We start from the raw sequence: 12,707 nt of genomic DNA, 5'->3' as shown, positions 1-12,707 counted from the left end.
ACGACTGAGCGTGTTTTATTGACCTGCTCCCCGTTGATTAATACACCCCGATGTTAGTAAAGTCTTCATAAGCCACATGAGGACATCCCCATGAAGAAGCGTTTTTCCGACGAACAGATCATCAGTATTCTTCACGAAGCGGAAGCCGGAGTTTCTGCCCGTAAGCACGCCATTTCCGACGCCACTTTCTACTCCTGGCGCAAGAAGTTTGGTGGCATGGAAGTTCCTGAGGTGAAGCGGCTTATATCTCTTGAAGAGGAGAAAGCCCCGCCTCAAGAAGCTACTTGCCGAAGCCATGCTGGATAAGGAGGTACTTCAGGTGGCTCTGGGGCGAAAGTACTGACGACAGGCCAGAAGCGGGAAGCCGTTGAGTTTATGTGTGATACGACCGGTCTGTCGCAACGTCGTGCCGGCAGGCTTACAGGTTTGTCCTTGTCGACCTGCCGCTATGAGGCTCAGCGTCCGGCAGCTGATGCGCATTTATCAGGGTGCATCACTGAGCTGGCACTTGAGCGCAGGCGTTTTGGCTACCGCTGCATCTGGCAGCTGTTGCGTCAGGAGGGCCTTCACGTCAATCACAAGCGGGTATACCGTATTTACCACCTTAATGGACTGAGCGTAAAACGCAGACGACGCCGTAAAGGGCTGGCAACCGAACGGTTTCCGCTTCTTCGCCCGGATGCGCCGAACCTGACATGGTCGATGGATTTTGTCATGGATGCACTTGCCAGCGGCCGCCGGATTAAGTGCCTGACCTGTGTGGATGATTTCACGAAGGAGTGTCTGACGATCACCGCCGCTTTCGGTATTTCAGGCGTTCAGGTCACGCGTATTCTGGACAGCATCGCGCTGTTTCGGGGCTATCCGGCGACAACAAGAACCGAGCAGGGCCCGGAATTTACCTGCCGCGCCCTCGATCAATGGGCCTTTGAGCATGGTGTGGAACTACGGCTTATCCAGCCAGGTAAGCCAACGCAGAACGGATTTATTGAGAGTTTTAACGGACGCTTTCGCGATGAGTGTCTGAATGAACACTGGTCCAGCGATATTCTTCATGCCCGGAAAACGATTAATGACTGGCGGCAGGATTATAACGAGTGTCGACCTCATTCATCGCTGAATTACCAGACGCCAGCTGAATTTGCAGCAGGCTGGCGAAACGGGAAGCATGAAGAAAAATCAACCGACATTACTAACTGAAGGTTGTATCTAATACTGGGGGCAGGTCAACTGGCTTCGTGGTGGATCAGGGGCGAAAAGTGATTCTTTATATGTTTGGTTTTACCCGCAATAATGCAGGATAAGACAACAAAAGGATCCTTTCGCTGCGACTTATTGTGATGGAAGGCTCATGCCCTGCAGTTCAGAATAACTGTATTCATAAACAGTGCGTGCGCTATATGAAAATGAGCCGATGAATAACATCATTCCTCTGCAGAATTAACCAGAACGCGTCTCCCTGATGCCGATCTCCCCGGGAGTTGATTTTGCGACTGCTGTCGCACTCCGCCGGATGGCCACCTCCACCGGTGCCACACCGGCTTATCTGCTGGCGCCTGAAGTAAGCGCCCTCCTCTTTTATATGCCCGATCAGCGCCATCACATGCTGTTTGCCACCATGTGGAACACCGGCATTCGTATCGGGGAAGCACGAACCCTCACCCCGGAGTCGTTTGATCTGGACGGGTTAAGACCCTTTGTACGGGTTCTGTCAGAAAAAGTGCGCGCGCGTCGCGGGCGCCCGCCAAAAGATGAGGTTCGACTGGTTCCGCTGACGGACGGAAATTTTGTGCAGCAGATGGAGAGCTGGATGGTCACCACGCGGCCCCGCCGGCGCGAGCCTCTGTGGGCCGTCACCGATGAAACCATGCGCAACTGACTGAAGCAGGCGGTGAAGCGGGCCGGAGAAGACGGTGTGCATTTTTCCATCCCGGTGACGCCGCACACGTTCCGCCACAGCTATATCATGCACATGCTCTATCACCGGCAACCCAGGAAAGTTATTCAGGCGCTGGCGGGGCACAAGGATCCGCGTTCTATGGAGGTTTATACGCGGGTGTTTGCGCTGGACATGGCCGCCACGCTGGCAGTGCCGTGTACCGGAGACGGACGTGATGCAGCTGAGATTTTACGGGCACTGCCGCCACTGAAATGACCTTAGTACCCACCACAATGACATAAGCTATGGTGAGCAACACGCCCAGTACATAAACTACAATGAGTAGCATAAGCTACAGTGAGTAAGTTTATCCTTAAGAACGTCCGTTGCAACGAGCCAATAGTGCTCAGACCGAAGATAACAGCAATCTGACAAGTGGTACAAACGCCCTGACAGGAGATGCCTCGCGACAGCATATATAAACTATAGTGAGCAAGTTACTCTCCAGAACCAGTAATATAAGCTGTGGTGAGTAGCAACAATACGATTACTCACTACAGCTTATGTTCATGATGTTTTGAACAGCTTCTCCAGATCATCAAGCGTGATACCCAGCTTTTCCAGGACAGCGAGTTTTTCAGCCATTTCCGGACTGACATCCCGCTTCGCCGCCGGCAGCTGCGGGTTCTCCGCACTTGCATCGTTGGGTGCCTTCAGCTTGGGTCGCCGGTAATGGATACAGAAAAGCTTTGTCCGGCCACGCTGGATCTCAGTGTAGTCCAGGTATCCAATGTCACGCAGCTGCTCCATCGCACGCCTTACCGTCTGGTTCTGTGAAAAGACAGGTGATTTCAGATTCAGGCGGGCCCGGAGGCGCGCCAGCGAGATAGGAGCCGGATCACGCGGAAGACTCTCAATAAAGGTATATAGTGCCTGAGCAGATTCCCTGCGCTTCAGGGCATTGATAGCCTTGAGCTGCAGAAGTACTTTGCGGTCAAACTGATAAAGCTCGAATAAACGTGGATCCGCCTGTAACTGAACCACGTCTTTCTCCGTATCGTAGTAGGCAGACTGGACCAGGTGCGTGATGTACTCTTTGGTATGCTTTTCGGTAGTGCGGGAAAATGAGATCACGGTGCCCGCGATGCGTTTAAGCGAGGGACTGATGCGCTCCCGAAGTTTACGGGACGACTGGCTTGAAGGGATACCGCACAATTTAGCGAACTCGACGAACGGAAGTTCCACCTTATCGCCGATAACCTTATGCCGGGCAAAGGAATGGACGATCCCGACCCAAGTTTTGAAATCATTATCCATATCAAGCCGCGGGCCTGTGATCTCGACCTTATCAAAACCTTCAGCTCTGGCAAGGGAAAGGCGCGTCAGCTCTTCCGTAGCATCCGTACGGGAAAGCGTATTCTTTTTACTGTTTTTCAGAGACTTGAGCGTTGGAACGAAAACACCAAGCCGCATCAGCGCCACGGGCTGTACCGTGTTGCTGCCGTTAGGCGTAAGGTTAACTATTTCGCCAGAGGACTTATCCACCTCTTCAAACAGTTTTTTTATGTTCAGATTGTCCTTGTCCAGATAGCCTCCGGGCGGTGGAAAAGTAAAGAATAAGAATGCTGATTGATGACCTGTAATAGCCGTAAGGTCCACTACAAGTGGCTTCATGTTATACACAACCCAGGGCAAATTTCTGGGCTTCATACTTACTGTAGTTTATGTTCCTGACTCATTACAGTATATCCTTTGCATGATACAGCTTATTGTAAACAAGTTACAGCTTATGATTATCCTGCTACAGCTTATGTGATCATCCCCTAAGAACAAAGCAGACGTGGGCTGCAGCGATCCGGGGATCTTATATGGATCTTGAAGGGATCGATCAAAGGATCTTATTGCTGGATCGAAGAGCTGTATATGTGGATAACCCACTGAAGTAAAATCGATAAAATATGCATTTTCAGTGATCAAACACAGGCGCGTACCAGCCCATTTTAGTAATGATGATCTTGCGCTTCCTCGCCAGTTCGCTCGCACTGCTCGGTCACAAGGCTGCGGCGAGCACTACTTATATTCTGGCTACAGCGTGACGCTCACAGGATGAGCTGGTAAAAAAGAAAGATATGCACTGGAACTACCGTCTGCTGAGCGGTCGGGAATGGTCCGGCCGGAATGTTGTGGCGCTCAGTGCGGGCGTGAACGGCATTTATCTCTCACGGGCCAACCTCGATGTCGCTTTTGACGACAGCGACCGACAGATAAATCCGCTGACAGCACGTCTGACAGGGAACGTAGCGGGGGTAATGAAGCTGTTTAATCGTTGTGGCTGGCAGAGTCTGGTGCCTCCCTGCCCCACCAGTTTATGCTGATGGCCAGACAGGGAGTGTCAGGAAAGGATTAGTGGCGGATCTGCGCCAGGTCGTCTTCAGTCAGACCGGTCATTTTCATGACGGTACTGCGGTCGATACCGTTCTGCAGCATGGCTCGGGCAATTTTAAGGGTCGCTTCGCGCTCCCCTTCTGAACGGCCTTTTTCAATACCACGTTGTTCACCGAGCTGAATCCCCTTCTCGATGCCCTTCTGTTCAAGCTGTTGTGCGATGGTCATAAGTGCGTCTCCGTGTTGCGGCACACGCTGTGCCAGTTCGCGTACAAAGGCTTCGGCGTCGGATGTTTCACCTGCCTGTACTATATAGTGTACCAGCGATATCACCTGCGATGAAGACAAGTATCCCGCCAGCAAGATGGGCGCCAGCCGGTCAACCAGTTCTGCCAGGTCCCGCTGGTGAATATGCTTTTGCAGTAAAGTCAGGGCGGCCATGCTGCGATGGCCAGCGATTTCATCATCCGGGATAACCGTAACGTCTACCAGCGGGAAAGCGCCGCTGTAGAGTTTGCCTGCCAGCCCGGGATCGTCAAACTCATCCAGCCACCGGGTGGAGTACGGATACGGGCTGCGCTTACCCGTATAGAACAGCACCGGTATCACCAGTGGCAGTTTTTTATGCCCAGCCTCCAGGTGGCGCTGCATGGCGGCTACCGCATAGCGTATGAGGCGGAAAGCCATATGTTTGTCCGGCGTTGACTGGTGTTCGACAAGAACATGAATATAGCCGTCGCCGGCTGTGGTTTTCAGGCTGTAGAGGACGTCGCTGAAATACTGGCGGAGATCATCCTCAACGAACGAGCCTGATTCCAGCTTTAGTGTGCTGAGGTCGCAGACTGCTCGCAGCTCTGCGGGCAGGTGGATTTCCATGAAATCCCGGGCAATATCCGGTTGCGTCAGGAACTGCCTGAACGTGGCATCGTGAGGAGTGGGTGTGCTGTTTTTCTTCTTCATCAGCCCTGGCTCTGAAAAATGACCCGAATATGTTATCACAGCTCGAAAAAAGCTAGTATTTACGGTGAAAGGAATTGCCATTCCTTCAGGGGGCCGTTCCGGGGGGGTTCGGTCCCCTTCCTGAACCTTATTTACTCATCATCGATTACTGCCTGAGCAACTTTCTTCCCTCTCTCAGATATTCTAAAGCCTCTTCTCTACGTCCTTCTGCGGCAGCTGTATATAATGTCACGATACCGCTGACAGCCTGATGGCGGGTTATACTGCCTTTACTGAAATCATCCAGAACAGTACAAAGGAAATCCTCCAACAACTCCTGTTCTCTTTGAGATATTCTTTCAGCCATATTCGCTCCATTATCTTAATTGTTTGTTCTGAACCTAACGTGAATAAGTATCGTCAATCAGTATCCTGTTTATGGTTGCTGTTACAGACCCTGATTACGGTCATCTTTGATACGCCAGCCAGGCGGGCTGTTTCTCGTAGCGATTTTCCGTTGACCAGCCGCAGAGTGCGTATCAATTCATGTTTCTGTGCATCGGCTACCCTGCCCCGATACCTGCTCTCCGCTTTTGCCTTGCTTATACCTTCAGCCTGGCGCCGTCGCCGGTCCTCGTAGTCTTTTCGGGCAATAGCGGCGAGCATATCCAGCATCATGCCATTTACGGCCTTCAGCATACTTCGGGTAAAGTCATCACTTACTGTGCTGGATAGCGCCAGATGGCTTGTCGGTAGATCAAGACTGACGATGGCCAGCTGCTTGTCGGTGATTTGTTTTCTGAGTGTCTCCCAGCCTTTATCATCCAGACGGGTAAGCCTGTCGACCTGTTCAATGAGAATAACATCACCTGGTTCAGCATCACCAAGTAGCCTGATCAGTTCAGGACGGTTCATTGTCGTACCGGATACATTATCGATATACCAGCCAGCAATACGGTGGCCATGTTGGTTTGCAAATGCCTTCAGTGCATTTTCTGCCCGGCTGGCATCCTGCTCTGATGTTGATGCCCGGAGGTAACCAAAAACGAACATTATTTGTCCTTCTGGTAACATTTAAGTGGTCTTGCATACCATGGTATCATTTATGTGGTCACAATAACATTTGACGATATTTTTACTGGTGGGATATATAGAGCATACTCAAATGTGACAGACTGACGCACCCGCCGGGCTTGCCCAACCCCTTACCTGCTCAGAAGCAAGTTCTGAACAGACTCACGGTTTGCGCTTTGGGTCAACAAAATGATTGTGGACGTAGTGCCCTCTTCTCCATTTAATCTTCGGAGTCTCCTGTGAGAGCAAAATCAAAATAATATGAATTATTTCTTGCAACATGATTCTTTTTGTTCAAAATGACAAAAAATGTCATGAGGTGATAAATGAAAAATATTGATCAGTTACGGAAAGTCGCCACACGTGCAGGTAAACTTCTGACATCCTTGAGCGAAAGTATCCGCCAGCAAAAAGAGGAATTGAAGCTTACCGAGTTCTATCAGGAATACAGCAAAGCCGCCCTATATAAGCTGCCTAAGCTCAGCAAAGGGAGTGTTGAGTATGCTGTGGCCGAAATGGAAGCCAGTGGCTACATTTTTAAAAAGAAACCTTCCGGCAATACGATGAAGTACGCGATGACGATTCAGAACGTCATCGATCTGTATTTCCATCGTAAAGTACCCAAGTACAGAGATCGCTTCGATGAAGCCTTCACTCTTTTTGTATGTAACCTTAAAGGTGGCGGTTCCAAGACAGTATCTACCGCTTCATTATCCCATGCTTTTCGGGCTCATCCTCAGCTTCTGTTCGAAGACCTGCGTATTCTGGCCATCGATTTCGATCCGCAGGCATCTCTGACAATGTTCCTGAGCCATGAGAATTCAGTGGGCCTGGTTGAAAATACGGCTGCTCAGGCCATGCTCCAGAACGTGTCTCGTGAAGAATTACTGTCAGATTTCATCGTGCCGTCAATTATCCCGGGCGTTGATGTTATTCCCGCTTCCATTGACGATGCATTCCTTGCTGAAGGCTGGAAGGGATTGTGTGAGGAACATCTGCCAGGGCAAAATATTCATGCAGTGCTTAAAGAGAACATTATCGACAAGCTCCGGTATGACTACGACTTTATCTTCCTTGATAGTGGTCCTCACCTCGATGCGTTCCTGAAAAACTGCATCGGTGCGGCAGACCTGATGTTGACCCCTCTTCCACCGGCAACAGTTGATTTTCATTCTTCCCTGAAGTTTGTAGCCAGCCTTCCTGCGCTTATTGATTCGATTGAACAGGATGGACACACCTGCAATCTCATCGGAAATGTCGGTTTTATGTCTAAAATCCTGAACAAATCTGATCACAAAATTTGCCATAGTCAGGCCAAAGAGGTATTCGGTGCCGATATGCTCGACATGGTTCTGCCGCGGCTGGATGGCTTCGAGCGCTGCGGGGAGACTTTTGACACCGTTATTTCCGCAAATCCAGCAACCTATGATGGAAGCACCGAGGCGCTTAAAAGCGCAAAATCAGCAGCGGAAGACTTTGCGAAGGCCGTATTTGATCGCATTGAGTTCATTCGTACTAACGGAGGTATGTGATGTCGAATGAGAAAAGAAAAACCATTGGCAGGCAGTTAAATACCCAGGCGTCAATGGTCGAGATGACTGACACCCAAAGAAGTCAGGTATTTACTCTAAAAACCGGCAGGAAGATAACGTTCAGGTTTGTTCGGGTACCTGCATCGGACGTTGAAAGTAAGACATTCGTAAACCAGGAAACCAACGGAAGAGATCAACTTGCTCTGACCAGGGAGTCCCTGAAATCTATTATCCAGACGATTAAGTTTCAGCAGTTCTTCCCCTGTATTGGCATACAACAAGGTGAAAGGATTGAGATACTGGATGGTTCAAGACGGCGAGCCTCAGCGATTTATATCCGTACAGGCCTTGATGTAATGGTTACCGATGAACTTTTATCAGCTGATGAAGCTCGCCAGCTGGCTAAAGATATCCAGACAGCTAAAGAGCATAACCTTCGGGAGATCGGCTTAAGATTGATGGCTCTGAAAGAGTCCGGATTCAATCAAAAGGAAATTGCTGAACTGGAGGGGTTATCCCAGGCTAAGGTCACCAGGGCACTGCAGGCGGCAGCCGTACCGCAAGAATTGATTTCTTTGTTCCCGGTTCAGTCTGAGCTGTCGTTTAGTGACTATAAAATTCTGTTAGAGGTTAATGAAAAGCTCAGTGAAAAGGGCTTAACGTCTGAAGAACTCATTCAGTCTGTCTCTGATCAACACAATGCAATTTTGAGTGATCGCGAGCGACCAGAAGACGAACAGAAAGCCAGTATACTGAAGCTGATTTCTCAGGCATCGCAGGCATTGATAGCTCCCCCCCCCAAGGAAAAGTCAGTGATTTCCCCACTCTGGTCCTTTGAAGAAAAGGACAAATTCGCGCGCAAGCGTGTGAAAGGGCGCACGCTGACTTATGAGTTTAGCCGTATGTCAAAAGTGGTTCAGGATGAACTGGACAAGGCTATCAACGAGGTCCTTGAAAGAAATTTGAGCCAATAATTTCGCCACGGCGATTTCACACCTAACTTATTGTAATTAGATAATTTAGGTTGAGAATTTCAAGGTGAAATCGCCAAAATTTCACGCCAGTTTCGCTGCAGGAATATCTGACCAGCGTGTCGTATAAGCAGGAGAAAGCATCTCCCGCTTCATTTGCCACTCAGGAGCAATGCCTCGCCCCGCAAACCACACTTTCCCCATACCAGAATGGTTAATACCGTCCACGACTTTCATCAGCTGATTACTGTTGCTTCGGGGCTGAGTATTATCGAACAGATTCAACTGTGAAACACCGGTAGGAGTGAAATCATTGAGCATGCAACCTGCTTTTGCATATCGATGGCCATTCACCCAGATCCGATCCAGCGCTTTCACCTCTGCGGATATGATGTCCCGGGTATCCTGCGTGGGAGTCATCAGCTTTTCACTGGCCACATTCCCGTAACACGGTTCGTTTACAGCGAACGGCGACGTCTTCACAAAAACGGCAATATGCCTGCAGAACTGACGCTCGCCGCGCAGCTTTTCAGCTGCACGTTCAGCATACTGACAGACTGCCTGCCGCATGGCTTCATATGTCGTGACGCGCTCCCCAAAGGAGCGGCTGCAGACAATCTGCTGTTTCGGCGGAGGTGCTTCTTCCAGTGAAATACAGCTTTCTCCGTTGAGTTCCCGGACGGTTCTCTCCAGCACAACGTTGAAATTTTTCCTTATAAATACAGGGTTCGCGCGCGCCAGCTGCAGTGCCGTAGTGATACCCATAGTGCCCAACTTTTTCGAAATTCTCCGGCCTACTCCCCAGATTTCTTCAACCGGCTGCAGTGAGAGCAGTTTCTCCGTTCGCTTCGGATTATTTAAAGTCAGGGCAAGCACCCCACCGAACTGTGGCCACTCTTTCGACGCCCATTGCGCGCTTTTAGCCAGCGTTTTGGTCGGCCCCATCCCGACACCGATTGTCAGCCCCGTACCGGAACGCACGTGCTCGCGCAGCTGCCGGCCGAAGTCCTCAAAATTAATGCAGCGGTCTATGCCACGAATGTCCAGAAACATCTCGTCGATGCTGTACTGCTCCACGCGCGGCGCCAGCTCCTCGAGATGAGACATAACTCTGTTCGACATAGACGCATAGAGCTCGTAATTGCTCGAGAACGTAATGACCGGCTCCGGGAATTTTGCCGTCTTCAGCTGGAACCAGGGGACGCCCATTTTAATACCCAGCCGCTTCGCTTCGGCACTGCGCGCGATGACGCAGCCATCGTTGTTGCTGAGCACCACAACGGGCCTGTTACGCAGGTCCGGACGAAATACCTTTTCACAGCTGGCATAGAATGAATTCACGTCAGCGAGTGCAAACATCAGTTCGTACCCCGCGTCTTGTGTATGAATGCCGTCACCACGCCGAAGATCTGCAGTTCTTCCGGATAAAGAGTGGGGTAGGCGGGATTCATCGGCAGCAGGGCAATCCGGGGTTTAAGCTGCAGGCGTTTAACGGTGAATTCGCCATCTGTTTCTGCGATGACGATATCCCCCTGCACAGGTCTTTCGGCCTTGTCGACAATCATCAGGTCGCCGGAGTGCAGGCCCATATCCTTCATCGAATCGCCAATGGCACGGACAAAGTAAGTCGCGCTGGGGCGACGGATACAGTAGGCGTTCAGATCCAGTTCGTCTTCGGTGTAGTCCGCAGCCGGTGACGGAAAACCTGCCGGACAGCGCTCTGTGAAAAGTGGTGCGGTAAACAGTGCTGGCTCAGATGCGGGAGCGACAAAAAGGATCATGGCATACCTCTTAAAATACCTGTTTTTATATACAGTATTATTTAAGATATTTTCCGTCCTGCAAGGAGAATTTTACCGGCTATTACCAGGTCATTGTTCTGGCGGATAAAACAGGCTGTGGGTTATCCACAGAAACGGTGCATAACCCTGTGAGTGGATGCCGCGTATCTCAGCGTCTGCTAGGTCAGTGGCTCAATAAGTTTCCGGCCCTGGTTACCGGGATTGCCAACTGCCCGGCTGACGGGGTGCCATGTGAAATCTTCGGCAGGAAGACTGCCCTCGCGGGCAATGTCTTCCGCCTCTTTACCGGTTGTGTTTTCGCTGAGCCATTTACGTGCGGCAGCCGGTGAGTACACGAGCGGTCGCCGATCGTGAATGTCCAGCAGTCCCTCATCCGCAGCTGCTGTGACGATTAGGAATCCTTCCTGGTCATTGCCGTTTTCAAATGGTTGTTTCCCGATGGCTGCGAGCAGGAGTGGATTTCCGTCCTTTCGGTAAATGAAAAACGGCTGTTTCACGCCGTTTTGCTGTTTCCACTCGAACCAGCCGTCGGCAAAAACAATGGCCCGTACGTGCTCCTGGAGTGGCCTGAACATCCGGCTGCCGGCAGCAGTTTCACTTCGGGCGTTGATGAGAGCGGGCTTTTTCCACCACTCCGGGGCATAACCCCAGTGAACAGGATCAAGATGCAGCTGCGAGCGGCGTTCATTCAGCAGCAATACCCGGGTTCCGGGCGCAACGTTGTAGCGGCCGACGGGCTCCGGATCATACGGAATATCCCGTTCAGCTTCTTCTCCGAGAAAGGCCTGGTACTCCTCGCGGGAGTGATACTGCGTAAACCGACCACACATTGTGTTTCTCCGCTGTGGATCTCTAATCAGGGTTCACCTCAGTTCTGAACATAGGCCGTATTTAAGGTTCCTGCCATCGTGTGGCCGCCGTGCCGCTACTGTAGCCGGGACGCTGCGAATGCAAGGGTTCACTCTGTCGGTGTCCTCACCCGGTCGCAGTTAATTTCAGAGGCATTACCCGCTGTCTTCCCGTCGTTTTCCGTCTCAATTTTCGCCGTCAAACCGTCCAGCCAGCGTCTGCTTTTTCACTGCGCTGCGGCTTGCGGCACCGCCCCTGCATTCTCCGCTTTTAACCCGGCTGTCGTATCGGCACGGCGTAACTGGCGCCGCATTTGAGAAAGGAGAAGTATCATGTCCCGATTTATCCTGGGTAACTGCGTCCATATCATGTCCGGCTTTCCGGATAACGCTGTCGATTTTATCCTGACAGACCCACCATATCTGGTAGGTTTTCGTGACCGTCAGGGGCGTACCATCGCCGGTGACAAAACCGATGAATGGCTGCAACCCGCCTGCCATGAGATGTATCGCGTGCTGAAAAAAGACGCGCTGATGGTGAGTTTCTACGGCTGGAACCGCGTCGATCGCTTTATGGCCGCCTGGAAACATGCCGGATTCAGCGTTGTCGGCCACCTGGTGTTTACCAAAACCTACACATCGAAGTCCGCTTATGTTGGCTATCGCCATGAATGTGCCTACCTGCTGGCAAAAGGCCGTCCGGCCCTTCCGCAAAACCCGCTGCCGGATGTGCTGGGCTGGAAATACAGCGGCAACCGCCACCACCCGACCGAAAAACCCGTAACCAGCCTGCAACCGCTGATTGAGAGCTTCACACACCCGAACGCCATTGTTCTCGATCCGTTTGCCGGAAGCGGCTCCACCTGCGTGGCTGCCCTCCAGTCTGGCCGTCGCTACATCGGGATCGAACTGCTGGAGCAGTATCACCAGGCGGGACAGAAACGCCTTGATGCGGTACGCCGCGCCATGCAGACCCCGGCGGCAAATGACGACCGCTGGTATCCGGAGGCCGCATGACGAACTATGCCGGAAACGAAGCACTGCGTGCCGACGTTGCCGCCCTGGCAAACAGCATGTGCGATCTGCGCGCCACGCTCAATGCGCTGGAATCCCGCTACCGCTACGACGCGGAGAACCTGACGGAGCGCCTGGCCCGCCAGACAATTTGCCGCATCAACGCACTTTATCTTGAAGCATACCGGCAGGCGCTGGAGCTGGACGCCAGCTTTAAAGACTGACACGGGCGGGCGGAAACGCCCGCCAGAAGAAGACTCTGG

11 protein-coding genes and 3 pseudogenes are annotated in these 12,707 nt (G+C 51.6%); 7 read left to right on the top strand and 7 right to left on the bottom strand.

Going from position 1 to position 12,707, the window contains the following annotated elements; all coding sequences use genetic code 11:
• Positions 1-90 precede the first annotated feature (90 nt).
• Positions 91-1,200 (top strand): annotated as a pseudogene (locus BFV67_RS22730) (IS3 family transposase).
• A gap of 262 nt (positions 1,201-1,462) precedes the next feature.
• A pseudogene (locus BFV67_RS23730) lies at positions 1,463-2,155 on the top strand (tyrosine-type recombinase/integrase).
• 291 nt (positions 2,156-2,446) lie between these two features.
• Here the strand turns inward: BFV67_RS23730 and BFV67_RS22710 are convergent.
• Entirely contained in the window at positions 2,447-3,424 is a 978-nt protein-coding gene (locus tag BFV67_RS22710) for a RepB family plasmid replication initiator protein (protein WP_059356395.1), read from the bottom strand.
• Positions 3,425-4,002: 578 nt separating this feature from the next.
• Between BFV67_RS22710 and BFV67_RS23725 the strand changes: the two are divergent.
• Positions 4,003-4,286 (top strand): annotated as a pseudogene (locus BFV67_RS23725) (DUF2913 family protein); the annotation flags it as partial.
• On the opposite strand, the gene BFV67_RS22705 reads toward BFV67_RS23725, so the two are convergent.
• The 3 genes from BFV67_RS22705 to BFV67_RS22695 all read right to left on the bottom strand — a co-directional run bounded on the left by BFV67_RS22705 (position 4,283) and on the right by BFV67_RS22695 (position 6,256).
• Positions 4,283-5,224 carry an Rpn family recombination-promoting nuclease/putative transposase gene (locus BFV67_RS22705; protein WP_069599045.1) on the bottom strand — a complete coding sequence of 314 codons (942 nt, stop codon included), beginning with the start codon at positions 5,222-5,224 and terminating at the stop codon, positions 4,283-4,285. The pseudogene BFV67_RS23725 and the gene BFV67_RS22705 overlap by 4 nt on opposite strands.
• 145 nt (positions 5,225-5,369) lie before the next feature.
• A complete protein-coding gene (locus BFV67_RS22700; RefSeq protein WP_069599044.1) occupies positions 5,370-5,570 on the bottom strand; it encodes a hypothetical protein in 201 nt (66 codons plus the stop codon).
• 53 nt (positions 5,571-5,623) lie between these two features.
• Positions 5,624-6,256, bottom strand: a complete 633-nt coding sequence (locus tag BFV67_RS22695; RefSeq protein WP_069599043.1) for a recombinase family protein — start codon at positions 6,254-6,256, stop codon at positions 5,624-5,626.
• A gap of 347 nt (positions 6,257-6,603) precedes the next feature.
• Here BFV67_RS22695 and BFV67_RS22690 point away from each other — a divergent pair, with 347 nt between their 5' ends.
• Complete coding sequence (locus tag BFV67_RS22690) at positions 6,604-7,809, top strand: AAA family ATPase (protein ID WP_069599042.1); 1,206 nt, start codon at positions 6,604-6,606, stop codon at positions 7,807-7,809.
• Complete coding sequence (locus tag BFV67_RS22685; RefSeq protein ID WP_069599041.1) at positions 7,809-8,783, top strand: ParB family protein; 975 nt, start codon at positions 7,809-7,811, stop codon at positions 8,781-8,783. Before BFV67_RS22690 ends, BFV67_RS22685 begins: the two co-directional genes overlap by 1 nt.
• Positions 8,784-8,864: 81 nt before the next feature.
• Here BFV67_RS22685 and BFV67_RS22680 read toward each other — a convergent pair whose 3' ends face one another.
• From BFV67_RS22680 to BFV67_RS22670, 3 genes are all read right to left on the bottom strand, one after another.
• Positions 8,865-10,139 (bottom strand): Y-family DNA polymerase, encoded by a 1,275-nt coding sequence (locus tag BFV67_RS22680; RefSeq protein WP_069599040.1) that lies wholly within the window; start codon positions 10,137-10,139, stop codon positions 8,865-8,867.
• Complete coding sequence (umuD, locus tag BFV67_RS22675) at positions 10,139-10,561, bottom strand: translesion error-prone DNA polymerase V autoproteolytic subunit (RefSeq protein WP_069599039.1); 423 nt, start codon at positions 10,559-10,561, stop codon at positions 10,139-10,141. Before umuD ends, BFV67_RS22680 begins: the two co-directional genes overlap by 1 nt.
• Before the next feature lie 179 nt (positions 10,562-10,740).
• Positions 10,741-11,412 (bottom strand): SOS response-associated peptidase family protein, encoded by a 672-nt coding sequence (locus BFV67_RS22670; protein WP_069599038.1) that lies wholly within the window; start codon positions 11,410-11,412, stop codon positions 10,741-10,743.
• Between the two features lie 351 nt (positions 11,413-11,763).
• Between BFV67_RS22670 and BFV67_RS22665 the strand changes: the two genes are divergently transcribed.
• On the top strand, positions 11,764-12,447 hold the full coding sequence (locus tag BFV67_RS22665; protein WP_069599037.1) for a DNA methylase: 684 nt from the start codon (positions 11,764-11,766) through the stop codon (positions 12,445-12,447).
• Positions 12,444-12,668 (top strand): hypothetical protein, encoded by a 225-nt coding sequence (locus BFV67_RS22660; RefSeq protein ID WP_045420362.1) that lies wholly within the window; start codon positions 12,444-12,446, stop codon positions 12,666-12,668. Before BFV67_RS22665 ends, BFV67_RS22660 begins: the two co-directional genes overlap by 4 nt.
• Positions 12,669-12,707 lie beyond the last annotated feature (39 nt).

It is taken from the genome of Enterobacter roggenkampii, assembly GCF_001729805.1.
GTDB classification, from domain to species: Bacteria; Pseudomonadota; Gammaproteobacteria; order Enterobacterales; family Enterobacteriaceae; genus Enterobacter; species Enterobacter roggenkampii.
This window is presented reverse-complemented; position numbering and strand designations above follow the sequence as displayed.